General features: G+C 63.5%; 25 protein-coding genes. 16 read left to right on the plus strand and 9 right to left on the minus strand.

The features are described 5' to 3' along the window. The first annotated feature begins 166 nt into the window (after positions 1 to 166). Positions 167 to 1,519, plus strand: a complete 1,353-nt coding sequence (locus ASG69_RS20610) for a polysaccharide biosynthesis tyrosine autokinase (protein ID WP_056443900.1) — start codon at positions 167 to 169, stop codon at positions 1,517 to 1,519. Here the strand turns inward: ASG69_RS20610 and ASG69_RS20615 are convergent. Continuing rightward, positions 1,489 to 2,073: an acyltransferase gene (locus ASG69_RS20615; RefSeq protein ID WP_235579022.1), complete on the minus strand. Its 585-nt coding sequence runs from the start codon at positions 2,071 to 2,073 to the stop codon at positions 1,489 to 1,491. The two genes, ASG69_RS20610 and ASG69_RS20615, sit on opposite strands and share 31 nt — an antisense overlap. 256 nt (positions 2,074 to 2,329) lie before the next feature. Between ASG69_RS20615 and ASG69_RS20620 the strand changes: the two genes are divergently transcribed. The 12 genes from ASG69_RS20620 (at position 2,330) to ASG69_RS20660 (ending at position 15,908) form a co-directional block, all read left to right on the plus strand. Beyond that, a complete protein-coding gene (locus tag ASG69_RS20620; RefSeq protein ID WP_056443903.1) occupies positions 2,330 to 3,403 on the plus strand; it encodes a glycosyltransferase in 1,074 nt (357 codons plus the stop codon). After that, on the plus strand, positions 3,400 to 4,431 hold the full coding sequence (locus tag ASG69_RS20625; protein WP_056443908.1) for a GDP-mannose 4,6-dehydratase: 1,032 nt from the start codon (positions 3,400 to 3,402) through the stop codon (positions 4,429 to 4,431). Before ASG69_RS20620 ends, ASG69_RS20625 begins: the two co-directional genes overlap by 4 nt. Before the next feature lie 734 nt (positions 4,432 to 5,165). Next, positions 5,166 to 6,203, plus strand: coding sequence for a glycosyltransferase family 4 protein (locus tag ASG69_RS22335; RefSeq protein WP_082544417.1), 1,038 nt, complete (start codon positions 5,166 to 5,168; stop codon positions 6,201 to 6,203). Next, positions 6,200 to 7,165 (plus strand): glycosyltransferase, encoded by a 966-nt coding sequence (locus tag ASG69_RS22340; protein ID WP_082544418.1) that lies wholly within the window; start codon positions 6,200 to 6,202, stop codon positions 7,163 to 7,165. Before ASG69_RS22335 ends, ASG69_RS22340 begins: the two co-directional genes overlap by 4 nt. After that, on the plus strand, positions 7,162 to 8,397 hold the full coding sequence (locus tag ASG69_RS22345; RefSeq protein ID WP_162246757.1) for a polysaccharide pyruvyl transferase family protein: 1,236 nt from the start codon (positions 7,162 to 7,164) through the stop codon (positions 8,395 to 8,397). Before ASG69_RS22340 ends, ASG69_RS22345 begins: the two co-directional genes overlap by 4 nt. 10 nt (positions 8,398 to 8,407) lie before the next feature. Then, positions 8,408 to 9,673 (plus strand): hypothetical protein, encoded by a 1,266-nt coding sequence (locus ASG69_RS22650; protein WP_235579023.1) that lies wholly within the window; start codon positions 8,408 to 8,410, stop codon positions 9,671 to 9,673. A gap of 59 nt (positions 9,674 to 9,732) precedes the next feature. Continuing rightward, positions 9,733 to 11,163, plus strand: a complete 1,431-nt coding sequence (locus tag ASG69_RS22655) for a hypothetical protein (RefSeq protein WP_156380610.1) — start codon at positions 9,733 to 9,735, stop codon at positions 11,161 to 11,163. A 59-nt stretch (positions 11,164 to 11,222) separates the two neighbouring features. After that, positions 11,223 to 12,242: an acyltransferase family protein gene (locus ASG69_RS23385; RefSeq protein ID WP_082544420.1), complete on the plus strand. Its 1,020-nt coding sequence runs from the start codon at positions 11,223 to 11,225 to the stop codon at positions 12,240 to 12,242. 719 nt (positions 12,243 to 12,961) lie between these two features. Next, complete coding sequence (locus tag ASG69_RS20645) at positions 12,962 to 13,324, plus strand: hypothetical protein (protein ID WP_056443917.1); 363 nt, start codon at positions 12,962 to 12,964, stop codon at positions 13,322 to 13,324. Between the two features lie 214 nt (positions 13,325 to 13,538). Continuing rightward, positions 13,539 to 14,282: a polyprenol monophosphomannose synthase gene (locus ASG69_RS20650; RefSeq protein WP_056444345.1), complete on the plus strand. Its 744-nt coding sequence runs from the start codon at positions 13,539 to 13,541 to the stop codon at positions 14,280 to 14,282. Between the two features lie 88 nt (positions 14,283 to 14,370). Continuing rightward, positions 14,371 to 15,147: a GAF and ANTAR domain-containing protein gene (locus ASG69_RS20655; RefSeq protein WP_056443920.1), complete on the plus strand. Its 777-nt coding sequence runs from the start codon at positions 14,371 to 14,373 to the stop codon at positions 15,145 to 15,147. Beyond that, entirely contained in the window at positions 15,144 to 15,908 is a 765-nt protein-coding gene (locus tag ASG69_RS20660) for a GAF domain-containing protein (protein ID WP_056443923.1), read from the plus strand. Before ASG69_RS20655 ends, ASG69_RS20660 begins: the two co-directional genes overlap by 4 nt. 1 nt (position 15,909) lies before the next feature. Here the strand turns inward: ASG69_RS20660 and ASG69_RS20665 are convergent, their stop codons facing one another. The 3 genes from ASG69_RS20665 to ASG69_RS20675 all read right to left on the minus strand — a co-directional run bounded on the left by ASG69_RS20665 (position 15,910) and on the right by ASG69_RS20675 (position 17,843). Next, positions 15,910 to 16,098, minus strand: coding sequence for a DUF2795 domain-containing protein (locus ASG69_RS20665; protein ID WP_056443925.1), 189 nt, complete (start codon positions 16,096 to 16,098; stop codon positions 15,910 to 15,912). Between the two features lie 76 nt (positions 16,099 to 16,174). Then, positions 16,175 to 17,212, minus strand: coding sequence for a GGDEF domain-containing protein (locus ASG69_RS20670; RefSeq protein ID WP_056695889.1), 1,038 nt, complete (start codon positions 17,210 to 17,212; stop codon positions 16,175 to 16,177). Positions 17,213 to 17,360: 148 nt separating this feature from the next. Further along, on the minus strand, positions 17,361 to 17,843 hold the full coding sequence (locus tag ASG69_RS20675) for an Lrp/AsnC family transcriptional regulator (RefSeq protein WP_027506980.1): 483 nt from the start codon (positions 17,841 to 17,843) through the stop codon (positions 17,361 to 17,363). A 240-nt stretch (positions 17,844 to 18,083) separates the two neighbouring features. Here ASG69_RS20675 and ASG69_RS20680 point away from each other — a divergent pair, with 240 nt between their 5' ends. Further along, positions 18,084 to 19,703, plus strand: a complete 1,620-nt coding sequence (locus ASG69_RS20680) for a polysaccharide biosynthesis tyrosine autokinase (RefSeq protein ID WP_082544421.1) — start codon at positions 18,084 to 18,086, stop codon at positions 19,701 to 19,703. Between the two features lie 254 nt (positions 19,704 to 19,957). Beyond that, positions 19,958 to 20,542: a YdcF family protein gene (locus ASG69_RS20685; protein ID WP_056443934.1), complete on the plus strand. Its 585-nt coding sequence runs from the start codon at positions 19,958 to 19,960 to the stop codon at positions 20,540 to 20,542. On the opposite strand, the gene ASG69_RS20690 is transcribed toward ASG69_RS20685, so the two are convergent. From ASG69_RS20690 to ASG69_RS20710, 5 genes are all read right to left on the minus strand, one after another. Further along, a complete protein-coding gene (locus ASG69_RS20690; RefSeq protein WP_056443937.1) occupies positions 20,524 to 20,907 on the minus strand; it encodes a hypothetical protein in 384 nt (127 codons plus the stop codon). The two genes, ASG69_RS20685 and ASG69_RS20690, sit on opposite strands and share 19 nt — an antisense overlap. Beyond that, positions 20,904 to 21,275: a CrcB family protein gene (locus tag ASG69_RS20695; protein WP_056443940.1), complete on the minus strand. Its 372-nt coding sequence runs from the start codon at positions 21,273 to 21,275 to the stop codon at positions 20,904 to 20,906. Before ASG69_RS20695 ends, ASG69_RS20690 begins: the two co-directional genes overlap by 4 nt. 2 nt (positions 21,276 to 21,277) lie before the next feature. After that, complete coding sequence (locus ASG69_RS20700) at positions 21,278 to 21,652, minus strand: hypothetical protein (RefSeq protein WP_037186942.1); 375 nt, start codon at positions 21,650 to 21,652, stop codon at positions 21,278 to 21,280. Between the two features lie 85 nt (positions 21,653 to 21,737). Next, positions 21,738 to 22,250 (minus strand): arsenate reductase/protein-tyrosine-phosphatase family protein, encoded by a 513-nt coding sequence (locus ASG69_RS20705; RefSeq protein WP_056443943.1) that lies wholly within the window; start codon positions 22,248 to 22,250, stop codon positions 21,738 to 21,740. Positions 22,251 to 22,276: 26 nt separating this feature from the next. Continuing rightward, positions 22,277 to 23,389 carry a GGDEF domain-containing protein gene (locus ASG69_RS20710; protein WP_081821440.1) on the minus strand — a complete coding sequence of 371 codons (1,113 nt, stop codon included), beginning with the start codon at positions 23,387 to 23,389 and terminating at the stop codon, positions 22,277 to 22,279. Positions 23,390 to 23,501: 112 nt separating this feature from the next. Between ASG69_RS20710 and ASG69_RS20715 the strand changes: the two genes are divergently transcribed. Continuing rightward, entirely contained in the window at positions 23,502 to 24,824 is a 1,323-nt protein-coding gene (locus tag ASG69_RS20715; RefSeq protein ID WP_056443950.1) for an NAD(P)/FAD-dependent oxidoreductase, read from the plus strand. The last annotated feature ends 91 nt before the right edge of the window (positions 24,825 to 24,915 follow it).

Below are 24,915 nucleotides of genomic sequence, written 5' to 3' on the forward strand. Positions count from 1 at the left end.
GGGCCATTTCCGGGTATCGCCGTTTCATTCTGTCAGTGCGACTGCGCGAGCGGATGACCATTCTGTGACACCCATGTTGCCCTGCGCTTTTCACTGATCATCCGCATACTATGAGCAATCATTCCCGGCCACAATCGCTGGGTATCTTCCGCGGGGAGAACGGGTCATGGACATACGGGAGTATTTCTCGGCCTGGCGGAGACACTGGGTCACCATCGTGCTGTGCACCGTGCTCGCGGTCGGTGCTGCCGGTGCGGTGTCGGCCCTGTCGCAACCGACCTACGTGGCGACGGCGCGACTCTTCATCTCGACCACCGGTGCGGGCTCCATCAGCGACGCGTATCAGGGCAGCCTGTTCTCCACCGGTCGCGTCGCGTCGTACGCGGGGCTCGCGGTGGGCAAGCAGGTGGCCGAGCGCGCGATCGACGAATTGGGTCTGAACGTTCCTCCGGAGAGCGTGATGTCGAGAGTCACCGCCGCGGCCGTCACGGGATCGGTGCTGCTGGACGTCACGGCCAGCGACTCCGACGCGGCCGCTGCTCGCGACCTGGCCAATGCGGTGGCGTCCCAGACGAGTCAGCTCGTGCAGGAGTTGGAGACGGCGCAGGCGGGGCAACTGCCGGCAGCCACCGCCACGGTGGCTGATTTCGCAGACCTCCCCGTCGCTCCCTCGAGTCCCCGCTGGGGCCGCAATCTGGTGTTCGGGCTGTTCGGTGGGTTGATCCTGGGTCTCGCGACGGCTGTGGGTCGCTCGGCCCTCGACTCGACCGTGCACACCGACGACGACATCGCGGCCGGCGCCGCCGGGCCCGTGCTCGGCGTCGTTCCCCGCCAGAACGACGCGATGGCCGACTCCTTGCTTCTCGGCTCGTCGTTCCCGACGGCGGAAGAAGCGTTCCGCGAGATCCGCACAGCAATCCTCGCGCTCAGAACGGGCACACCGCCGCGGACCATCGTGGTGGCGGCACCGACGATGGGGACCGGATCGACGACGGTGGCGGCAGGACTGGCGGCTGCACTGGCGGACACCGGCAGATCGGTGGCCCTCATCGACGCCGACTTCCGCGGCGGGCGGCTCCCGACTCTGTTCGGTATCGGGGGAGTGCCGGGGCTGAGCGAGTTGCTGCGCGGCAAGGCCACACTCGACGACGCGGTGGTCCCCACCGACCGTGACAACCTCAGCATCATCGGTACCGGCGTCGCCACCGAGTCGTCGAGCGCCCTGTTCGGCCGCGTGACGATGAACGAGATGGTCAAGCAACTTCACGAGTATTTCGAGTTCGTCATCATCGACGCACCGCCGGTGCTGTGCTCGGCCGACGCAGCCGTCCTCGCGGGAGTCGCGGACGGCGTCCTGCTGGTGGCGCTTCTGGGGTCGACCACCTCGGCGGATCTGACGCACTCGGTGGGGAAGCTGGGACTGTCCGGCGCGAGTGTCCTGGGGTGCGTGGCCACCAGCCACCGTCGGCGCAGACAGCACGACGCACCTCAGGTGAGGCGCGGGCTCCCTACCGGGTGATAGTCGAGAGCCGCGTCGCGTGTCCCGATGGGACGAGCAGGGACACCCGCGACGACGGTCCTCGGCGCCACGTCGTCGCGCACGAGCGACGCGGCTCCCACCACTGCACCGGCTCCGATGCGCACGCCGACCACCACCATCGACCGACTGGCGATCCAGGCGTGGTGTCCGATGACGATGGGGCAGTAGGTGGTACCGAAATCGTCCGAGTCGACGACGTGCTGGCCGCTGATCATCTGCACGTGCGCGTCGATCTCCACGTCGTCGTGGATGGTGACCTGCCCCCGCGCGTCGAGCAGGCAGCCGGCACCGATGGCGCAGTGCGCACCGATGACAAGGGAGCGCAGCCCCAGCACTCGGGTGCCCATCCTGATGGTCGTGCCCTCGCCGATGGTGGCCCCGAACAGCCGCAACCAGCCCACTCGAAGCGTGCCTGACGGGATTCGGGTGATCACCACGTTGTAGAGCCGCTCACCGGCCTGCTCCCGAGCGCCCGTCTGCACGCGGGAGACCCACTGCTTGCGCGAATCGTCCGTCGAGACCGGTGCCGCCATGCCGACAACTATGGCACGAAAATGGACGACTCGTCGTGGTCTGTCACCGTGCGCCCGCAACCTCGAAACAGTCGCGGTGCCGCTTTCCGGCCTGTTTCATCGACCTTATACGTAAAGTAGCCATACCTTTTACATTGTAAGAATTCGACCAGTTTGAACAAACATTGTTCGACGTGCAAAGAATGGTTCTGGGCGTTATGTTTCGTCTGCACGCGGGTGGGGAGCGTCGTGCCACCCACGACCGAGAAGGTGCGAGATGAAGATCGTGCATGTGTCGGAAGCGTTCGGCGGCGGGCTGCGCAGCGCCATCGTGAACTACGTCCGCGGTGCCGACGCCCACGAGCACCATCTGTTCGTCCGCACCCGCGTGGGCCACGAGACCTTCGACGTGCCGGAGACGGCGACCGTCCAGACGTTCGACGGCGACCTCATGGCGTTCCTCCGTGACGCACGAAGGTTCATCCTGGACAACGACTTCGACATCGTGCACCTGCATTCGAGCTACGCGGGGCTGCTCCGCGCGATGCTCCCCAAGGGCACCCGCATCGTCTACTCCCCGCACTGCTACGCCATGGAGGAGGGCCACCCGCCCGCGAAGCGCCTCACGTACTGGGCGGTGGAACGCTTCCTCGCCGGCCGCGAGCAGATGCTGATGGCCGTGAGTCCTCGCGAACTGGCCATCGGGCACGATCTGCGCCCGAGCATGCCGAGCCGCGAAGTGCCCAACACCGCCACCCCCATGTCCCTCGTCGTGGAGCGCCCGCCCGCGTCGGACCGCCCGTTGGTGGCGATGCTCGGACGGATCGCCGACCAGAAGGACCCGCGCTTCTTCGCCGAGGTGGCCGAGGTGGTGGGCCCGTCGTGCGAGTTCGTGTGGATCGGTTCGGGTGACGAGGGGCGCGAGTGCCTCGAGCGAGCGGGAGTCCGCATCACGGGATGGATCGAGCCGGCCGAGGTTCGTCGTCTGATCCAGACCGCGAGCCTCTACCTCCACACCGCTGCGTGGGAAGGGGCTCCGCTGTCCACCCTCGAGGCGGCCGAGATGGGATGCCCGATTCTCAGCCGATCCATCCCCAGCATGGTGTCGCTCAATTACCCCTTGGCCGGCACCACCCCGGTGGAGATGGCGATCGCCGTCCGGCGCTTCTTCGCCGACCTCGACTACCAGGAACTCGTGAGGGCGCAGTCGGTGGAGGTGGCGAAGTCCTTCGACTTCGCGCTGATGGCCGGGCGGTTGACCGAGGCGTACGACTTCGCCCGCTCACGACTGGGCAACACCGCGAACGTGGCTGGGGATCGAGGCACGCGGGACGGCATACTGACCGCATGAGCACCGGCCCTACCGACGTGGAGCTCGACGACACCGCACCCGTGGCGCTGATCACCGGAGTGGGTGGTCAGGACGGCACCTACCTGGCCGAGCTGCTGGTGTCGAAAGGGTGGCAGGTCCACGGCATCACGCGCCCGAACGACGACGGACCCCCGTTTCTGCAGTACCTCGACGGCGTGACCGTGCGATACCAGGACATCGCCGACCCGATCGCGACGACGACGGCGGTGCAGGAGATCGCGCCCGACTACGTCTTTCACCTGGCAGGCATCTCGTCCGTGTGGAAGTCGTGGCAGGACCCGGTGACCACCGCGCGAGTCAACGGAGTCTCCGCGGCTGCGCTGCTCGACGCCTGCCTGCAGCAGCAGGAGGAGTCGGGAAAGAAGGTGATGGTGGTCAACGCCTCGTCCGCCGAGATCTTCGCCGGATCGACCGAGTCACCGCAGACCGAGGACACCCCGATCAGGCCCACGTCGCCGTACGGCGCGTCCAAAGCGTTCTCACACAACCTCGTTCAGGTCTACCGAGCCCGTGGTCTCGAGGGCACCAACGCGATTCTGTACAACCACGAGTCCCCTCGTCGACCGACCACCTTCGTCACCCGCAAGATCACCGCGGCCGTCGCCGCCATCGCCGCCGGCAAGCAGGACACCCTCACCCTCGGCGACACGAGCATCCGGCGTGACTGGGGCTGGGCCCCGGACTATGTCGACGCGATGTACAGGATGGCGATGCACGGGAAGGGTGACGACTTCATCGTGGCGACGGGGGAGGCGAGGTCGATCATGGAGTTCGTCGCGACTGCCTTCAACGCTGCGGGTATCTCGGACTGGTCCGATTTGGTGAAATCCGACGCCAAATTGTCGAGGCCGTCTGAGCCCACCTTGAGCGTCGGGGATGCGTCGAAGGCGCGACTCGAACTGGGGTGGGCACCAACGCAGGACTTCGAGTCAATTACCGGCTCAATGGTTGGACGAGACATCGATGATTGCGGCAATGCGCTAGGCGGAAACCATCAGTCCACATGATCGCGAGCGCATGACCGCTCCGACCTCGCCATCCGGTTAACACCCTGCGCATCCGACGTCCGCGTAGTAGCCCCCAGGATGAAGCCAAACGGACCTAGGTTTGTCGTGTTGAGACCTTCGCTCCAACAGTTGACTCTGGTGCCGGAATCAAAGATTGCAAATCCAGGTATGAGGCGACGGTAAACCAAGATGTCGCCCCGAAAGAGGAAGGCTTCAGGGTCGGCGTCGCGGCCAACAGTAAATTACCTATTTGCTGTAGAAATTCACAATTAGCGCCATTTGTATCACGCAGACCCGCCTCAGACACCGAACCAACAACGATTACCGAGCGCGTCGCCGCTACTGCGCCCGCCGAGTGATCCCTAGTTCGCTTGCAACCAAATAGGCTCGGCAGCGAGCACAGACGACCTCAGCCCGGCCACCCCGGCCCGATCCGTGGCACTGGCAAGGATTGATAAGGGATGGTGACGGTCGAGGTGTGTGGGAAAACACGCCCTGGGCGACGGGCGAAACCCAAGATGCACAGGCGTGAACTATCCGTTATCTTAACGGGCGACGGTGCATGTGCCCGGTCAAGGCTGGTTTCGTCGTAACGCACCACTGGGAGGAGGCCTTCGCTGAGTAAGCAGACGCAGGTCAGTAAGCATCGCTACGTTCGCATGCTGGGCGACAGCGGTGGCGGTTGGCTTGTCTAACGGCATATGCGAGAAATCTTTCGAAATTAGGATTAGCGAATGACCGAACGGCCGGCAATCAAAGTGGTCCACCTTGGTGTTGTCGGCGACATACCCGGGGGCATCGCGAAGGTAATTTCCGAACACGTAAAGTGGAACTACAAGCGGTGCCATGTTGAAGCTGTCCGTACGACCCGCGGCAAACGCGACCCTCGCGCATTAATAGACTGGCCAAAGGCTTTAGTGAGGCTTTTAAAGCTGCGATATGGGCGCGATCGCAGCGTAGTGGTAGTCCACATGTCCCAGGGTGGCTCCTTCATCCGTGAAGGATCCCTACTGGTCATCAGCAGGAAAATCGGACTACCCGTCTCGGCATACATTCACGGAAGCAACTTTGTTGGGTTTGCTGCCACCCACACCCGGATAGTGCGAACCGTTCTGCGTCACGCTACCAGCATTATAGCTCTTACCGACCAAACATGCCGAGCAATAGAATCGTTAAATTTGATTGATGTACCAATTGTGCGTTCGAGAAATGCGGTGACCGTGCCTTCTACTTTTGTGGAGAAAAACAAAACTGTCGTATTCGCTGGCGAAGTATCCACCAGGAAAGGCGCGGATATACTATTGGCCGCTTGGCAAGCTCTAGAGAACGAGTTTCCTGACTGGCAACTCGTCATAGCTGGGCCGAATCGGCTCTCGATTCAAAAGCAAGTTCCTAGATGCACTTTTCTCGGCGCGGTGAGGCAAGACTCTGTTGAGGACCTCCTAGCTAAAGCGGAAGTGGCCGTTCTGCCTTCGCGAGCCGAAGCGCTACCGATGTTTCTGCTTGAGGCAATGTCGAATAAATGCGCAGTCATAGGAACAGACGTCGGCCAGGTCGGAGAGCTTCTTCAGGGTGTCGGCCTAGTGGTCGGCCCTGGTTCGACTGACGAGTTCACTACAGCGATGCGACAGCTACTCAGCGACAACGACCTCCGCTCGAGATTTGCGGAATTGGGTCACCTGCGCATCGAACAGCGCCATTCGGGACGCGTGATTGCGGAACTGTTCGAGGACCACTGGGTTGGCCTCGCCTACGGGAAGGAAGCGTCATGACGGGCACAGTCAACGCAGAGGCCGGCGCGAACCGTGCGATACTTGTGGCGAGCACGGGCGGTCATCTCGCGCAATTAGCACGACTCAGACCGCATCTAGGAGTCGGTCCAGATCCACTTTGGATTACATTTGACCACCCGCAATCAGAATCCCTTCTAGAGGGTCAAAGAGTTGCGCACGTTCCTTATGTGGCGCCGCGCGCACTCCGTGCGCTTATCTCGGCTGCGCCAGCTATGCTGTCGGCCCTGCGCCGCGAACGAGCAGATGTGGTTATCAGTACCGGCGCGGCCATTGCTTTGATCGCCCTACCCGCAGCGAGGGTTATGGGATCGAAGGCGGTATACATCGAGAGTGTGTCCCGTTTCGACGGCCCGTCATTCACAGGCCGTATTTTGGCGAGAGTCCCAACCATCAAGACTTTTACGCAACACAAATCGTGGTCTTCGCGCAGATGGCCAGCCCATCCGTCGGTTCTGCAGGATTATGAGATCGACGACAATAATAATGCAGACTCGAAAGTCGCGAAAGTGTTTGTCACGTTGGGAACTATTAGACCATTTCGTTTCGACAGACTTGTTGATCGGCTGGTAGAGATAATCCCGCCCGGTGTAGAGGTTGTGTGGCAGCTAGGCGAAACAACCAGAAATGACCTAGCGGGACAGACTTTTCACTCGATGTCGAATGCGGAGATGGTCATGCATATGAAATCAAGCGATGTGGTGGTGAGCCATGCGGGAGTGGGCTCAGCCATGCAAATAATGGATATTGGAATGTCGCCGGTCTTAGTGGCGCGCGAACAAATCCATAACGAGCATGTTGACAACCACCAGCTTCAAATCGCGCGAGAACTAGCGCTTCTCGGGCTTGCAACCCACCGCCAACCCGAGAAACTGGTCTGGTCCGACCTTGTTGAGGCGTCCAAGAAGACAATCTCTTTGTCGCTATCCGCCGGTGCCTCGTGAAGATCGTCATAACGAACGCCGTCCTCAGCAATACCGGTGATGCGGCAATCCTGCACGGGATTGTGAGGGCCCTAGAAGTCGCAGGTGTATCGCGACGAGACGAAGTCACGGTTATTGACGCGAACGCCAACCTTACCCGGAACCTCTACCCGGATCTCCGCATCGAACAGCAGTTATGTTATCCATCATCGAGCCGAAACCGAATTATCAAAAGACTCACCCAAGAACTACTCCGCATGTCAGTTAAGTTTTTGTCACACAAGGGCCGATTGGCTGCATGGCTTGGACTTAGGTTTGCTGACCGTAGTGCCTTCTTTCGCACCATGGCATGTTATTTCGACGCCGACGCAGTCATTAGTAGCGGTGGCACATACTTGGTTGACCATTACAATTTCGCTCCCAGAGCGACTGAGCTTGTATTCGCGCACCGCATTGGCGTCCCCGTGTACCTATGGACACAATCGGCTGGCCCGTTCAAGTCGACGGGGTCGATCAAGTCGGCGAGAGCTATTGCGGAAGTGATCAATGGCGGCCTCTTCCGGGACACGCGCTCACTGAAGTACTGGTCTTCACTCGGCATGTACGTTGCTCGAACGGAGGTGCGGCCAGATGCGGCGTTTGCTCTGTCGTCAGCCCCCTACTCACCGCCGAAGCATCGGATGCTGTTATCTGTCAGGAGCTGGTCACTGACTTCCGATGGAGCCGCCTTGACCGCCGGGTCGTATGAATCGGCACATAAGGCAGTTGCTTCCAGCCTGATTTCCTCGGGTTTTCAGGCCGTGGCGATGTCTACATGCCAGGGACTTGACGGCTACATCGACGATTCTGCAACTGCCCGTGAAATTTTCTCCGAGACCGACGTCGATATCGACGCAGTGCACAGGACGCCCGACGAGTTGGCGATAGAGATCCGTGCATCTTCTGCAGTTCTCACGACGAGGATGCACATGGCTATCCTTTCTCTGGTGAACAAAACTCCAGTAGTCGCGATTGCATACGAGTTCAAAACGTTAGAACTTTTCAACTCTCTGGGGTTGGGTCACGCAGTCATCCGCATTGAAGACGTGAATGACGACCGGCTGGCAGCGGCGGTAAAGAACATGCTGGATGAACCAAGCCGACACATCCTTAGTGACGCCAAGCTAGCAGAACTTCGAGATGCGTGCGTCGGCGCTTGCGAGATTCTAGCCAATATGCCGGGGCCAGAATCCGCGACCGCCACTACTCGCTGAGAGAAGTGTTATGACGTCTACGCTCAGCGCAAAAGTCAGAATGGGCGCGTCGGTTTTAGACCAGGGGGTCGCGAGTGCCTCCAATCTTGCGATGTCGGTGACGATAGCGAGCCAGGTCAGCCAGTCTGCGTTCGGCGCATTTGGACTTTGCTTTGCAATTTTTGTTGTGTTCCAAGGTGCAGCGAGAGCATTCGTTGGCGACGCAATGCTCGTCAAGGACCCCAGGGCCGTGGGCGTCGAGACGTCGGGGGTAGGACAGGGTGCGCTGCTGGCGTCTTTAACCATAGGGGTCGTCGGTTCCGCGGTATCGGTAATCAGCGGACTCGCAACTGCGGGTGATCTTTCTGCGGGCTTCTTTTCTCTAGCGTGCATTTTTCCTGCACTAATATTGCAGGACGCTATTCGATACCTGTTCTTCAGTCGTCAAGAGCCGACTTTGTCTCTTATTGCGGATCTGACTTGGGTAGTTGTGCAGGCTTCCGGATATGCGATCTTGCTGGCGAATGGATCGACGAGCCTGTCCTCCTACATACTGGTATGGGGTCTAGGTTCGGTGGCATCAATTGCGTACCAGAGTATCGTGCTATTTCGCAAGCAGCATTCTATTGGTTCACTGTCGGGCTGGTGGGTCGCTAATAAAAGTATCAGTCCAAAGTTTCTTGTGGAATTTGTTCTGCTGTCGAGCGTCCAGCAAGGCACAATTTTTGTTGTCGTCTTCTTCGGTGACCTCCTACAGGCCGGTGCACTTCGCGCTGCTCAGGTGCTCTTAGGTCCTGTCAATATTCTTGTGTTAGGAGTGTCGGTTTTTGTTTTACCGGCAGTGGCACGAATCGCGCGTTCGGGGAATTCACAACTTATTCGGCTCTACGCCGTGCGAGTGAGTTGTACCCTGTCCTGTCTCACGTTGCTTTACGGGGCATTCATTTTTTTCATTCCGGATTCTGTCGGCCGATTGCTTCTCGGAAGCTCCTGGGTGGCTGGCAATGCGCTGGCCCCAGCCCTAACAGGTTCAATCATTTTCGCCAACTTGGCTTACGGCGCCACGTCCGCGCTACGAGGGATGAAGAGGGCTACGGAGTCCCTACGCATGCGGTGTGTGACTGTACCGATCAGTTTACTGTCAGTCATTATCGGTGCATCGCAGAGCGGAGTGACGGGCGCGGTGATAGGGTTGCTGCTGTCAAGCTCAATAAATGCAATTTTGTGGTGGGCGTTGTTCGTCCGACTGTCGCGGCACATGCCTGACACTGACGGAATCGGTGGTTCAGACCTGTGATTTTTCTAGGCCAGTGGAAACGGCGTCACCCTGAAGTCCGTGGGCTCACGTTCTGGGTAGTGGCATCCTTCGCGGCAGTCACATTGTCGATAGCGGCGGTCGTTGCTCCGTTCGTCGTACTCCCATCGCTGTTACTGATCTGTTCGGTCGCACTGGCGTATGCACACCCCAAGTTTTTTGTGCTAGTCACCGCTCTTGTGCTGCTTTTTGTGCGGACTCTTGAGTACAGAAGCGGCATGTCTCAGGTTGGTTATCTCGATGAGATGTGCGTTTTTATATGCGCCATCGTTTTTCCGATAATGAGGCTCCTGGCACACGGAAAACTGCGGTTGTTCCCGGGATTCTATTGTTTCGCCGTATACATATTGTGCGGACTGTTGTCGGCCGTAATCCGCGATGTGCCCACTGCTGTGCTAGTGAGCGGACTTCTTTTGGCGGGCAAAGGCGTTCTTTGCGGTTGGGCCGTATCGCAGATCGACTGGGCACCCTCTGACATCTCGCGGATGGTTAAATCTGGGTCTGTCATTATGACGTTTGTTTTTGGCTGTGCGGTAGTTAACCTTGCTGCTCCTGGGTTCTGGACGGGTACTGTGATGTCATCGCCAGGTTTTGGGTATAGGTATGGCATTCCGCCTATCATCGGTCCCTTTGTTCATCCTGGATACTTCGGTACTACGGTGGCACTTTTTGGACTTGCAGCGCTTGCTTATCGTGTGTACCACGGGTCGAGCGCTTTCAACACCGCGATGCTTGTGGCCTCTCTTGTGACTACGTTGTTGACAGTGCGACGGAAGGTAATCGCGGCGCTTCTAATCGGTGCTGGCTATTTGTACATTAGGGTTAACGGTGTCAAGGGTGTGATTGTCGCTTCGGTACTGGTTCCGATCGCGTTAGTGCTGATTTGGCCAATCTTGATGTCTGTGCTTGACGCGACTGCGACCGAATATCTTTCGAATCCCGATGAAGTTGCGAGAATAAGACTGTACTCCGATGGTGCCGGTGTAGCGTTCAACTATTTCCCATTCGGCGCTGGTTTCGGTAGGTTCGGCAGCGCGACTGCGCGCGCTTACTACAGTCCTGAATACGCCGATCTCGGCTACCGATATGTGTGGGGTCTTGGCGACACTCAAGAGTCTGGTAAATTCTTGACCGATACTTTCTGGCCGGCAGTGTTTGGAGAGGCTGGTTTTATCGGAGGGCTAGCGTTTGTGTTTGCGCTTTGGCGCATTTATTCGTCGTTCTCGCGCGGTGCTAAGTCCTCAAGTGACGCCAGGCTGAGCTGGTTGTACACAGTTGCGGTTCTGTGGACCGTAGAATTAGTAATCGAGTCAATGGCCGGAGCCGTCTTCACCGCGGCGCCAACTTACGGGCTGTTCTTTGGGTTGATCGGTATAGCCGGCGCTTACCTGCAATCAGAGCAATCTGAGCAAACCGGTGACGGCGCTGTCCTGGGTTGCCGGCGTTGGTGGATTCAGGGTGCGAGCTCTTGAGTCATGCCAACGACGCCACTGCGCCGAAAGACCCCTCCGTGCCAACGGCTTCGACAAGAATGACATGGTTAGATGTTGCTCGTGGCGGTTGCGTTCTTCTCGTTGTGTTCCACCATCTGGTGAGGCAGCAAGTGTCCGAGGCGAGAGGCGTTTGGGAGATCGTCGGACTTAATTGGATGGTCGTCGACGATTACTTGGAACCGATACGTATTCCCCTGTTCTTTGCGATCTCGGGCATACTTGCGTCATCGCGCGTCTTCGGTCCGTTAGTACGTGCGCGTAGCAGGATTGTCATTCCGCTATATTTGTATTTTTTGTGGTCTGTTCTTCTCGCGAGTCGTGACTTCATACCCGGGACTGCGAATGACTCGTTCAAGGGTAGTGCGTTATCTTTCTTAGCCGACGTTTTTCTGGTTTGCAGCGGTTACTGGTACCTTTTTTCTCTACCGTTGTATTTTATATTGGCGCGAGTTACTGCAAATATCAACGTTCTGCTAGTGCTATGTGTGTTGCTTGTCCCTTACATGTTGCGTGAGCATGTTGAATACTTTGCTAACGAAGTCGCAAGCGACTTCACGGATTCGTCGAGTTTGTTGGGTAGCGTTTGCGCCAACATGGTGTTTTTCGTTGCAGGCGTACGCCTCCGTGGAAAAATCTTGATTTCTGTTTCAGTCATCAAAGTTCCCGTAGCGTTGTTTGGATTCGCGTTGTACTTCTCGTTAGTGTTCTTAGCGCACGTTTCCGGAAGTCAGGTATTGGTCCTCTGTGCAAGCGTCATAGGAATCCTCGTGACTGCAAACCTCGCTATGCGATTTGGTCGTTCTCGAAGTTCGCGCGGGTTGCAGGTTCTCGGAAGTCGGACTCTGCCTGTTTATGTCCTCCAGTTTTTCTTTGTGTCTATTCTTGCGTATGTATGGGGAAAGTACTCGGTTTCAATTTCGAACTGGCCGCGAATGATAGCGGTAATGTATGCGCCTGTCGCTGCAATACTGATAGCCCTAACGTCGTCATATATATACGTGCTGGCAGGTCGTATGGGACTAGGCCTGTTGTTCGCACCGCCGAAACGCTGGACGTAGGTGCGGTTCACCAGCCAAGATTGTAATCGTCTATTGGGTTTATCGTGCACTAATTGCTTTGATTTACGTTCGGTGCGCTGAAGCGGTATTGAAGGGCTCAATTCGACCGTCTAGTTCCTGTGATCAGGCAATGCTGTACGTGAATAATGAACCATGAATCGTCAGGTGGGGCATCGACAGATCTGTGACTACCTCACCCCAGCGGTGCGGTAACCGCTATTTCACTGTGGGGTCGTCGACAGTGGGTTCGCCCCGTCGCCCCGTCGAACAGTTGCGGCTGCCCCGACCACAGCGGTGTCATGAGCTACTGTCATTTTGCGACGCCCCACCAGGGCGACGATCAACCGACCCAGTCCTCCCGTGATTGCACCCAAACCTGGTTCCGAACGTCGACGCGTCTTGTTCGTGCAAGTCCGGGTGAGGACTGCGCCGTGATGCTTACATTTTCACCTGCCAAGAAGGTTCTTCGTCCCCACGCCCATGGCGCTGCCGAAGTCCGCCGCTTTGCCGCTTGGGTCTTGAATGTCAACAATGGACACCCGCCCCAGGGCGGCCTGGTCCAGATCGAAGTTATGCAGCTAGTCCAGATTTCCGAAAGCGGTGGCGTTGCGCCCGTGTAGCCGGTCGATATTCGTGCGCCAACGTCATGGATTACCTGTTCGGGGGCTGTTTCTCTCGATAGCGAGGCGACACGGCGTCGCCACGAATCGGGGGATCAGATGAAGCTCGCACGAACACTCGTCATCGCAGTGGCTGTCGGATCGTGCGCCGTCGTCGGCGCGGGGTCGGCAGCGGCGACCGAGGTGACCGATCCGATGCAGAGATTCGCCGAGTCGTGGGAGTTCGCGGTGGACGAGTGCTCGTCCGGGATGCTCAGCGGAGCACTGAGCGGTGCCAGTGTCGGAGGCATGCTGGGCGCGGCCGGCGGGCCCCTCGGTGTGGCGGTCGGGGCAGCGGTCGGCGGATTCGTCGGTGAGGTCGGTGGGGGAGAGACGTCGTGTGAGGACCGGGTGGTCGCGGGTCGAGCGGTGGCGGACCCCGATCAGGTCACGCGTGGGCACAAGGGCGCGGGTCGACGATGACCAGGCGACTCGACGCTCGCACAGCGTCAGTACTCGCTGTCCTTCTTCTCTGTACGACGCTGGGACTGATGGTGGGCGGGGCATCGAACGTGACGGTGTGGTGCGTCGCAGCGTCCACGGTGCTCGCGGCCATGTGGGCTATGGTCCCGCGCCGCTGAGCGACGCGGTGTGTCCGGTTCTTGCGATCTACCGGCCGATCCATCACCATTCCACAGTGTCCGAAGCCTCCGCTGACCCCCGCATCACCGTCGTCGTACCCACGTACAACGAGCGCGAGAACCTTCCCAAGCTGGTCGGAATGCTCACCGACCTGCAGATGAAGAACCTCGGCGTCCTCGTGGTCGACGACGGATCGCCGGACGGGACGGGCGACGTGGCGGACGGACTCACCACCTCCGCCGCCATCCCGGTGAGTGTTCTGCATCGCACCACCAAGGACGGGCTGGGCCGCGCGTACGTCGCCGGCATCCTGCGCGCGCTGGAGGAGGGGGCGGACATCGTCGTACAGATGGATGCCGATCTCTCCCACCCGTGCGAGGCCATTCCGCGCATGGTGCAGCGCCTGCAGGAGTCGGACGCCGCCGTGGTGCTCGGATCGCGCTACGTGCCGGGCGGCGCTGTCGCCGAGGACTGGCCGTGGCACCGCAAGGCGCTGTCGAAGTGGGCCAACCTGTATGTCAACGCGATCCTGCGGTTGAAGGTCAAGGACGCGACGGCCGGCTTCAAGGCCTGGCGCGCATCGACGCTGCGCACCATCGACGTCGCGTCCGTCGGCAGCAACGGCTACGCCTTCCAGGTGGAGATGAACTACCGCGTCATCAAGCACGGTCTGCGCATCGCCGAGGTGCCCATCCGCTTCGAGGAGCGCGTCGACGGCACCTCCAAGATGAGCCTCGCGGTGCAGCTCGAGTCCGCCGCCGTCCCGTGGAAGCTGCTGCGCAGCGGGATCGGAAAGTAGGAGGCGCATTCCGCGTCCGGGACACTGCGCGTGGGACACTGGGTGCGAGGCGCACCGGGCGTCCGGAGGAGGTTCGCTCGTGGATTCCATGCCCGACGACCCCACCCGTGACGATGATCGTCGTGGGTCCTCACGTGACGGTGCATCCTCGTTCACCGGTATCCGCCACGTCACCGAGACGTCGGTGCGGCTGACGGGTGTCGACGGGGCCGCGGTCGCACTTCTCGGCACCTCACACGACGTGCGCGAACTCGTCTTCGCCACGGACGCCCTCTCGCAGCAGCTCGACGAACTGCAGTTCACCGTCGGCGAAGGCCCGTGCATCGACGCGCATCGCTCCGCAGAACCGGTACGGGTGGGCGACATCCGCTCGCCCGATTCAGCGGCCCGCTGGCCCATCTTCGGACAGGGCGCGGCCACGCTGGGCGCTCGCGGGATGTACGCCTACCCGCTGCTGGGTGGCGCGTCGTCGTTCGGCGTCCTGGAGCTCTACCGCTCGACGCCCGTGGACCTGACCGACGTCGAGCACGACGCAGCCCGCATGTGCGCCGTCGCGATCGCGCGTACGGTGCTCGGGCACTACGTGAACCCGGACGACACCGACGACGCGGCGGCCACCCCGGAGGATGCTCTGGCATCGGAGGACGTCGCCGCCATCGAGGGCGCCGGCCCGTACAGCCGCGCCGACGTCTACGTGGCGGCGGGCATGATCGCGGTGCAACTGGCCGTGACCACCGATGTGGCGATGGACCGTCTGCGCGCGCACGCCTTCGCGCGAGGGCGCAGCGTCACCGAGGTCGCCGCCGACGTCGTGGCCCGTCGGATCAGCATGAGAGACGAACGAGACAACGGAGGTCCCCGGTGAACACGACGCCCACTCGGCTCGCCCTCGCCGACATCACCGCCACGCTGGTCACTCGCTTCGACCTGCCCGCCCTCCTCGAGCGCATCGCGGGCACCGCACTCACCGGGTTCGACGCCCACATCGCCGTCATCTCCCTGGTGGACGGAGATGCGCTGCACGCCGTGGCCACCGCCAGTGTCGGCAGTGCGGCCGCCGACGAGCGGCTCTTCACGTCCGGTCCCGTCCGCACCAGTGCCCGGGAAACGGCCGTGGCCATGATCGGCGACGCCTCGGCTGCGGGAAGCAGCCGGTGGGAGCAGTACCGCGCACTTGCCGAGGAGAGCGGCGTCGGCGCCGTACGGGCGTATCCGGTCGTCGCACTGGGCGTCGGACTCGGCGCCCTGGCCGTCTACACCGCCGAACCGTGGGGGACCCAGCGTCCGGACGAGCTGGGGCAGATGCTCGCCGACCTGACGGCGTTGGCCCTCACCACCGGAGCGTCGGAGATACGACGCGTCGACGCGTCGGCCGCCGTGCAGGCAGTACTCAGCGGCGCGGCCACCATCTCGGGTGCGACCGGTGTGTTGGCCGAATTCTTCGACGACTCCACGTCGGCGGCACGCACTCGGCTGTCCCGCCTGGCGCGGGCGCACGGCACCACGGACAGCGAGCACGCCGCCGCGATCATCGCCGCGCAGAACGTCGCGCCGGCGGACATCGGATCGTCGGAGCTGATCTACCTGCCGACGAGTCCGGTGCCGCCCCGGCGCTTCGACTCCTGACCTACTTCTTGGTGATGGCGGCGCTGACGGCGTCGGGTCCGTCGTAGCTGTCGTCGGGCATGGACGACAGTGCGTCGACCACGTCGTCGTCCGCGCCGTTGCTCTTCGCGAGATCGGCCAGGTCTTTCGGCGACGCCGGGTAGTCGGCGCCGGCCAGGTGCTTCTGCAGTTCGATCGGATTGACGGCCATGGGACGGTCCTCTCGTCGTCGGGTGATGGCTCGCGTGCGAGCTACCCGAGGAGAGGGACGGCAAACCGCGCGGACGTCAGTCCGTGTAGACCACCACGGTGTTGCGGCCCGCCGCCTTCGCTCGGTACATGGCGATGTCCGCGAGGTGCATGCCGTGATTGATGGTCGACGCGATCGGGGCCGCCGTCATCCGAGTGGTGTCGAGGCACGAGACCCCGATGCTCACCGTCACCGGGATGAGGTCGGACGTGTCGGACAGCGCGAGGCGGATCGACTCGGCGAGAGCGTGCAGACCGGTGGACTGCGCGTCGAGCACCACGAGGAACTCCTCGCCGCCGCGTCGGGCGACGACTGCCCGGTCACCCAGGTGATCGCGCAGGCGCTGCGCGGCGAGCGCGAGCACCCCGTCGCCCGCGATGTGCCCGTGATGATCGTTGACCCACTTGAAGTGATCGAGGTCGACGAGCAGGAATCCCACCTGTGACCGTCCGCGGAGCTGCCGCTTCGCCTGCACCTCCAGGCCCCGCAGGTTGAGCAGTCCCGTCAGCGGATCGGTCCGCGCACTGTCGATCTGACGCTCGAGGTGCCGGTGCAGGGACATCGAGGTGGTGCTCACGATGGACATGGTCGCGTTGACCGCCAGCCAGATGCTCGTCGCCGCGGCGATGGTGGCCATCGCGCCGATCGGTTGCTCGCGCAGGACCAGCGCTGTCATCCAGCCGATCACGACGGTGGTCAGCACCAGGTGCACCACCACGGTGGCGCGTCCGCCGAAGAAGGCGACGTACGAGCTGATGACCGCGAACAGTGCGCACCCGGCGAGACCCAGAGCGTGACTGCTGCACAGCAGGAGGAAGGTCGACGTCCCCACGTCGGCGTAGACGGTGAAGGCAAGAGCGACGGCGCGCTGGGTGCGCGCCCGGCGCCACCAGGTGAACGACTTGCGAGCGGTGGCGACGATTGCCGCCACGGGAAGAGTGGACAGCAGAACGGCGATGGCAGCGATACGCGGGGCGCCGGCGGCCGGGCCGGCAGCGCTGAACATCGTCAGGATGCCGGGGAGGGCGAACGTCGGGATCAGCACAGCGATACGGCGACGCACGACGTCGGTCAAGGGCGCCCGGGACCGAACACGACTGCGGCCGCCGGAACCTGGGCGTATCACCTGTCGGACGGTATCAGCGTGGAACCTGCGTCGAGGGGTGGTTGCACGCTTCCGTCGGGCCCGATCCCTGTTTTGCGCACACGTAACAGGAGTGGAATCAGGAATTGTCGTTCTCGCGCGCAAGTCTTTCGATCAGCGGCCGGGTGCGATAGGGAATCGCTTCGCGCATCACGACGGAGACCGTCGTGCGTTCGACCCCGGGAACCGCGAGAATGAGCCCGGCCACGCGATACAGATCATCTGCGTCGGCGGCCGAGACGCCGATCTGCAGATCCGCTCCGCCCGAGACGCCGACCACCTCGGTCACCTCGGCAATGTCCCGCAGGCGATCGATGACCGCTTCGAGGCGGTGTTGGTCCGTCACTGCGCCCACGTACGCGCGGAGGGGATACCCCAGGTCCCGAGGGGAGACGAGCCGGTCCATCGGTGCGAGGGTATGTGAGTCGTCCCAACGAGAGAGTCTGGCCTGAACCGTGTTTCGCGCCAGTCCGAGAACCGAGGCGAGGTGGACTCCGGTGGCGCGAGGGATGTCGCAGAGCGCGAGCAACAGGCGAGCATCGGTGCGGTCGAGCTTGGTCACGTGGTGAACTGTGCCACACGGCGAGCGGAGCAGCCCGAAGTATGCAGTGCTCACGAACTTGATCGTGATTTCAAAAATCGGTGTTTCTCACATTTATCGCGTAAAAACCGGAGCGGGGCTTTCGCCCCGTTCCCGAGATGCCCGATGGTCACGACATGGTTAAGGTGAGTCCAGAAGTTTGCCCCAGATGTGTGGTCCGGGTGCTCGGTCCGGCCGTCATCGATGTGAGGAGTCGTCTCGGTGGAGATATCTGATTACGTGAGAATTCTCCGCGCGCGGTGGATCGTGATTGTTCTGACCACGGTGATCGCCGCGGCGGCGTCGCTGGTGTTCTCACTCGTGTCCACGCCCGTCTACGAGGCGTGCACACGCCTCTACGTCTCCACCGGCTCGTCGTCGTCCTCGGTGACCGAGGTGTACCAGGGCAACCTGGCGTCGCAGCAGCGCGTCGCCTCCTACACGCAGCTCCTCGGCGGCGAGAGCGTCGCGCAGCGCACCATCGACAGCCTCGGCCTCTCCATGAGCCCGTCGACGCTGGCGTCGAAGGTCCGCACCACGTCGTCGCCCGACACCGTGCTGATCGACACGTGCGTGTCCGACGCCAGTGCGACGACCGCGCGCGATCTCGCCAACGGCATCGGCACCACGTTCGTGGACTTCGTCGACGACCTCGAGACGCCTCCCGGCGGCGGCGCTCCGCTGGCCCAGGTCAGCGTCGTCGAGCCGGCACAGGTTCCCACCGGCCCGATCTCGCCGAAGACCACGCGCAACCTCGCGCTCGGTGTGGCCGTCGGCCTGCTGCTCGGTATCGCGCTCGCCGTTATCCGCGACCGGCTCGACAACACCATCAAGGACCGCACCACGCTCGCCGACCTCTCGGGCGTTCCCGTCGTCGGCGTCGTGCCCTTCGACAAGACGATCAAGGAGGAGGCGGCGCTCTCGTTCGCCGAATCGTCCTCCGGCACCGCCGAGGCGTTCCGCGAACTGCGCACCAACCTCCAGTTCCTCGAGGTGGACTCGCCGCCGCGCGTCATCGTCGTGACGTCCGCCGTGCCCGCCGAGGGCAAGACCACCACGGCCGTCAACCTCGCGCTGGTCCTCGCCGAGGCCGGCCACCACGTGGCTCTCATCGAGGGTGACCTCCGTCGTCCCCGTGTCTCGAAGTACCTCGGCCTGGTCGGGTCGGTCGGCTTCTCCACCGTGCTGTCGGGACAGGCGGACGTGGAGGAAGTGTTGCAGCCGACCAAGTTCCACGGTGTCGACGTGCTCGCCTCCGGACCGTTGCCGCCCAACCCGTCCGAGCTGCTCGGGTCCGAGGCGGCGCGCACCGTCATGGACACGCTCCGCGCGAGCTTCGACTACGTCGTCGTCGATGCACCGCCGCTACTCCCCGTCACCGACGCATCCGTCATCACCGCGCACGCCGACGGCGCCATCGTCGTGGCGCGCCACGGCCACACCAAGCGGGACGAGCTCACCCGTGCACTGGGCAACCTGACACAGGTGGGTGCCCCGATCCTGGGCGTCATCCTCACGATGGCCCCGTCGCGCGGCAAGCGGGACTACGACTACCGCCACTACTACGAGACGGACACCACGGTCGCTCGTCAGGACGCTCCGTCCGCCGCCGTGCGGCCGGCAGCGCCGGTCGTGGTGCCCGAGCCCGCACCGGAACCCGCTCCCGAGATCCATCCCGCGCCTCGCTACGAGCCCACCCGGAGCCATGGCGGCCGAGCTGCCCGGCGTCAGGCCGAGAACGCGAACGGCAACGGCAACGGCAATGGCAACGGGTACGAGGCCGAGCAGGTTCCGAGTCGGTCGACGATGCGTCCGCCGCCTCGCCGTCCGTATCAGTCCTGACAGAGGCGGGTGCTCGAACCCGCACCGTGTGAACGACGAAAGCCGCAGACCAGGGGTCTGCGGCTTTGTCATAGGCGACGGTGCCCGCCAGTGCGCCTCTCGGCAGGTGGCCGCTCGAAGCGGCTGATGGTTGGTACCCGGGGCAGTGGAATCGAACACCGTCGGCCTGTTCAACGGCACCCGTGGCCGGAGTATTCCGGGTGCGCCCGGGCTTCACTCGGTGGTGCAACCGCACTCTCGCCTAGCCTTGACCCATGTCCTGGACGGTGCGCCTCGCGCTGGTGATGGCGTCCCTCGTGGTCGCCGGCACCGTGGGACTCGGCGCCTCGGGATATGTGCTGTTCACCCGTGCAGCAGAGGATCCGGTGACGGCCGTCGACGCCATCATCGTGCTGGGTGGTGAGCACGACGGGCGCGAGGAGTACGGCCTCGACCTCGCCCGTTCCGGAGTCGCCGACACTGTCGTCCTGTCCGATCCCTACAACTCGCGGGATCGGCGCATGGCAGCGTGGTGCGCGTCCGGCACCGCGACCCTGACGGTGCTGTGCCCCGCGCCGGTGCCGAGCACCACGCGAGGCGAAGCGATCTTCACGCAACGCCTGGCGCAGCAGTACGGATGGTCGCACGTCATGGTGATCAGCTGGCGGTATCACCTTCCGCGCGCGAGATACATCTTCGGACAGTGCTTCTCGGGTGAGGTCACCATGCGGGCCGTTCCTCGGTCGTATGCCTTCTCGCTGGCCGACTGGGAGTACACCTACCTCTACCAGGTCGCCGGCTTCGTCAAGGCTCGCGCGCAGGGCACGTGCACCGACGTCTCTCAGCGCAGCTTGCGATAGAGCGTCACACCGAAACGTAGGGACAGGTAGCCGAGCAAGGCAGCGGCCGCACCGGCCAGCACGTTCGCGCCGATCCCGAGAACGATGGTGCGCACCCGGCCGGGGCCGGTCGTCGCGCTCGCCTGCAGGCCCAGGGCGGTGAACGGTGCTGCCGCCCCGGCGAATCCGAGCAACGCGGCGGCCCACGGCGTGTTCCAGCCACCGGCGTAGTGCGCACCCATCGCGGCCACCACCCCGTACAGCGCGGACGCGGCGACGTTGGCCGCCAGCACCATTCGCTGGGGTGCCCTCGACATCGAGGTGGCTACGTAGTGGACCACCGTGCCCAGTGTTCCGCCGACGACGAAGGCCACGGCGGAGCTCATCGGCGCACGATCGAGGCGGTGAGAAGAGCGCCCGCCGCCATCGCCGCGAGAGCGACGACGGGTGTGACCACCAGGAAGACGACGCCGATCCACGCGGTCGACAACGCGGATCCCACCACCGCGTACAGGGAGAAGCTGGCGAAGCCGCCGCAGAGTCCGATCGCGAAGACGCGGAACGGGTTCGTGGGGGATCTCGTCGCTCCCAGGACGAGACCCAGTGCGAGACAGCCGATCACGAGCATCGCAGCGACGGTGACGCGAAGTCCGGCCGCGGGGACGGCATCCGACAGAACGGCGTGACGGCCGGCCGACCCGATCGCCCCACCCAGCGCGACGAGCACCACGTCCGTGACCGGGGGACGCGGCACTGTCAGTTGTCCCCCGAGTCCGTGTCCCCGGACTCGGCGTCGTCCGCGTCGGTTGTGGTGGTCGTGGACGTGCGGGTGCGCCGCGTCGTGGTGGTCGGCTCGTCGGCCGTCGTGGCCGCGGTGGTGGTCGGCGGAGGCGTGGTGGTGGGCCGGGGTGTGGTGACGGGCGCGATCTGCCACGTCGGGGACGGCGGCACCTCGATGGTGGGCGCGTAGGTCAGGCTGCCCACGACGGCGACCGTGCCGTCGATGGGTGGGGGAGAGACCCGTCGAACGTCCGCGTCGAACACTCCGCCGGCGGCAGCGACGGTGAGCCCGCCGGCCAGGGCGGCCGCGGCGATACCCATCACGACGGCGACGGCAGCTCTCTCACGCATGGTCTCCGCGCTCCGTTTCCGCCCGTGTCCTCGAGCCGAGTCATACCGTAGCCGGGGAGACGGCGGGTGGCAGTCCGAACTTCGATCAGCGAGCGCCCCAGATCTCGAACAGCGGACCGAGCGCCTCCGAGATGGCGTCGCCCACCCGCTCGTACACGTCGGTCGACTGACCGATGGGATCCATGATGTCGAGTTGTGTCACCGGGTTCGCCGCGCGCTCCGAGACCCACGCGGCCGGGTCGATCACCCCGGTGCGCCGCGCGAACTCCGCCGCCTCGAGCAACGTGAACGTGCGGCGGAGGTTGCGCGGCGCCACCGTCAGCACCTCGTCACGGTGCCGCGAGGTCATCGTCAGCACCAGATCCGCCCCGGACGCGATGGTCGGGGTGAGTCGGCGGGCCACGAACCCGGTGGGATCTCCGCCCAGGGACTCGAGAACGCGGGCCGCCTCGGCCTGGACACCGTGCCCGATCACGGCACGAGTGCCGGCGCTGTCGGTGGTCACGTCCAGGTTCAGGTCACGGGCGAACGCGGCGGTCAAGCGTTCCGCGGTGGGGGAGCGGCAGATGTTGCCCGTGCAGACGTAGAGGACATGCATGAGCGGAGTGTAGGTCCGCCCCGGTGTCAGGTGCGCGCGTTGTCCGTCGTGGTGTACGCCTGGTCGTCGAACCGCAGGCTGTCCCCTCCCGCGCGCTTCGCCTCGTACATCAGACGGTCGGCGCGGCGGATCAGCAGTTCGACGTCGTCGGCGTCGCGGGTCCACCGGCTGCCGGGGATCCACGCCACTCCGGCACTCGCCGTGACCGGTACCTCGTCGGCGTCGCACCGGACGGCGGCGTGGACGTCGTCGAGACGGTTCCGCATCTCCGCCCACGGCACGATCCCGACGACGCAGAACTCCTCGCCGCCGAGACGGGCGACGTACGCCCAGGTGGTCGTACTGGTCTGCAACCGTTCGGAGACCCGTCGCAACACCTCGTCGCCGCCCTCGTGGCCCACGCGGTCGTTGACCGACTTGAACCTGTCGAGGTCGATCACCATCATCGCCACCACCTCGTCGTGACGTGCCGCAGCCAGCAGCGGCGCGTGCACCACCGCGCTCAGCCCCCGACGGTTCAGCGCCCCGGTCAGTGGATCGGTGCCCGACTGGTACGCGTCGTCCCGCAGGTTCGACAGCGGGATCTGCGAGAGCAGCGGTGCAAGAAGGAACAGTGCCAGCTGCACGACCAACAGGACGGACAGGTAGGCCACGTCGCTGTCGCCCTCCGCGGCGGCCGAGCCGAAGAAGTACAGGGACACGGCCACCGTCAGCGCGATGTGCGCCACGAGCGTACGGATCGAGTGGAAGTAGCCGCAGTAGATGCCGAGAAGGGCGAACACCACGGACACGGTGAACGAGGCCTGCACGTCGGCCAACATCGACAGCCCCACCACCAGCGCCACGTCGTCGCCGAACAGGAAGACGAGGGATTGTCGACGAGTCGGCCACGTCCCGCGGAGCCACAGCAGCGCCGACACGGCGCCCGTGACCAGGCAGGCGATGAACACGGCGCGGGCGGCAGGTGAGGGAGGTGCCCCGCTGGTGAAGAGCAGCAGGGAACCGGCGAGCACCACCATGAGCACCACTGCGGCCATCATGCGGCGGTAGGGCCGCTGCAGTCCGCGCTGCGCCATGTAGCCGGGCATCGCGGAGTAGTCGAAGGGTCGACTCCACCACTCGCCCACAACACGGAACATCGACTGGCAACTCTCGGCTGGGAAGAATGGTGAAAGGTAAACCTACTCACAGGTTCGTGACGACGCCCCGCTTCGTTACAGCACTGCGGCCTCGCGTGGCAGGATTTCGAGCATGGCTGATGAACTCTCACGACAGCGCCCGAGTGTCGTCGTCGTCGGCGGCGGATTCGGCGGGCTGTACGCCGCCCGGCGACTGCGCCGCATCGACGGCGACGTCACCGTGATCGACCGCGGCACCTCGCACGTCTTCCAACCGCTGCTCTACCAGTGCGCCACCGGCCTGCTGTCCGAGGGATCCATCACCTCGCCGCTGCGGCACCTCCTGCGTCGACAGAAGAACACCCACGTCGCGCTCGGGGAGGCGTCGGGCATCGATCTCGAGAAGCGACGTCTCACCGCGTCGCGTATCGACGGGTCGACGTTCGAGCTGCCCTTCGACTACCTCGTGTTCGCCGCCGGCATGCGGCAGAGCTATCACGGCAACGAGGAGTTCGCGAAGTACGCGCCCGGAATGAAGACCGTCGACGACGCGCTCGCGATCCGCCGCAAGCTCATCAGCGCGTTCGAGATGGCCGAGTCGCTGCCCACTCCCGAGGAGCGGCGGCCCTGGCTCACGTTCGCGGTGTCCGGCGGCGGCCCCACCGGCGTCGAGATCGCCGGACAGATCCGTGAGCTCGCCGTCGGGGCGCTCGAGCACGAGTTCCGCTCGATCGACCCGAGCGAGGCGCGGGTGCTGCTGTTCCACGGCGGTGACCGCGTCCTCGAGTCGTTCGACGCCACGCTGTCGGCGAAGGCTCAGAAGACCCTCGACCACATCGGGGTGGAGACCCACCTCGGGGTCCACGTGACCGACGTGACGGCCGACCACATCGAGGTCACCCGCAAGTCGGACAAGCAGAAGACGACCTACGACACCCACACCGTGCTGTGGACCGCGGGCGTCGAGGCGGTGCCGTTCGCCGGCACCCTGGCGTCCGCACTGGGCGTCACGCAGGCACGCGGCGGACGCATTCCGGTGGAGAAGGACCTCTCGGTCGCCGGGCACCCCACCGTGTACGTCGTGGGCGACGTGGCCGCGCTGAACGATCTGCCCGGCGTCGCGGAGGTCGCCATGCAGGGCGGCCGCCACGCGGGCGCGATGATCGCCAAGACCATCGAGAACGGGACGCGCGCGTCGTCGCCGTTCAAGTACCACGATCTCGGTAGCGCGGCCTACATCGCGCGTCGGCACGCCCTGCTGCAGGCGGGCCCCATCCAGCTCTCGGGCTTCGCCGGGTGGGCCGCGTGGGGCGCGATCCACATCGCGTTCCTCTCGGGTCGACGCAACCGTGCCGGCACCTTGATCAACTGGGCCGCGACCCTCGCCTCGGGAACCAGACGCGAGCGAGCGGTCACGTTCGGCGATCCGGAGACCGCCCGCATGCCCTACGCGTGACCGGCCTCCGGACAAAGTGGACGCCTACCCCGTTTGTCAGGTCATAACAGCCGATGTGACGGCGATGGCGCGGCCTGGTTACACTCTGTGA

This window comes from Rhodococcus sp. Leaf225 (assembly GCF_001426145.1).
In the GTDB taxonomy this organism is placed as follows: domain Bacteria; phylum Actinomycetota; class Actinomycetes; order Mycobacteriales; family Mycobacteriaceae; genus Rhodococcoides.

Bases quoted from the DNA above. Each gene is read 5' to 3' on its own strand.
- ASG69_RS22650 (WP_235579023.1), top strand. From the start codon at position 8,408: ATGACGTCTACGCTCAGCGCAAAAGTCAGAATGGGCGCGTCGGTTTTA.
- ASG69_RS20690 (WP_056443937.1), bottom strand. From the start codon at position 20,907: ATGAGCTCCGCCGTGGCCTTCGTCGTCGGCGGAACACTGGGCACGGTG.
- ASG69_RS23385 (WP_082544420.1), top strand. From the start codon at position 11,223: ATGACATGGTTAGATGTTGCTCGTGGCGGTTGCGTTCTTCTCGTTGTG.
- ASG69_RS20700 (WP_037186942.1), bottom strand. From the start codon at position 21,652: ATGCGTGAGAGAGCTGCCGTCGCCGTCGTGATGGGTATCGCCGCGGCC.
- ASG69_RS22340 (WP_082544418.1), top strand. From the start codon at position 6,200: ATGACGGGCACAGTCAACGCAGAGGCCGGCGCGAACCGTGCGATACTT.
- ASG69_RS20705 (WP_056443943.1), bottom strand. From the start codon at position 22,250: ATGCATGTCCTCTACGTCTGCACGGGCAACATCTGCCGCTCCCCCACC.
- ASG69_RS20685 (WP_056443934.1), top strand. From the start codon at position 19,958: ATGTCCTGGACGGTGCGCCTCGCGCTGGTGATGGCGTCCCTCGTGGTC.
- ASG69_RS20625 (WP_056443908.1), top strand. From the start codon at position 3,400: ATGAGCACCGGCCCTACCGACGTGGAGCTCGACGACACCGCACCCGTG.
- ASG69_RS20665 (WP_056443925.1), bottom strand. From the start codon at position 16,098: ATGGCCGTCAATCCGATCGAACTGCAGAAGCACCTGGCCGGCGCCGAC.
- ASG69_RS22335 (WP_082544417.1), top strand. From the start codon at position 5,166: ATGACCGAACGGCCGGCAATCAAAGTGGTCCACCTTGGTGTTGTCGGC.
- ASG69_RS20610 (WP_056443900.1), top strand. From the start codon at position 167: ATGGACATACGGGAGTATTTCTCGGCCTGGCGGAGACACTGGGTCACC.
- ASG69_RS20620 (WP_056443903.1), top strand. From the start codon at position 2,330: ATGAAGATCGTGCATGTGTCGGAAGCGTTCGGCGGCGGGCTGCGCAGC.
- ASG69_RS20710 (WP_081821440.1), bottom strand. From the start codon at position 23,389: ATGTTCCGTGTTGTGGGCGAGTGGTGGAGTCGACCCTTCGACTACTCC.
- ASG69_RS20655 (WP_056443920.1), top strand. From the start codon at position 14,371: ATGCCCGACGACCCCACCCGTGACGATGATCGTCGTGGGTCCTCACGT.
- ASG69_RS20615 (WP_235579022.1), bottom strand. From the start codon at position 2,073: ATGGCGGCACCGGTCTCGACGGACGATTCGCGCAAGCAGTGGGTCTCC.
- ASG69_RS20645 (WP_056443917.1), top strand. From the start codon at position 12,962: ATGAAGCTCGCACGAACACTCGTCATCGCAGTGGCTGTCGGATCGTGC.
- ASG69_RS20715 (WP_056443950.1), top strand. From the start codon at position 23,502: ATGGCTGATGAACTCTCACGACAGCGCCCGAGTGTCGTCGTCGTCGGC.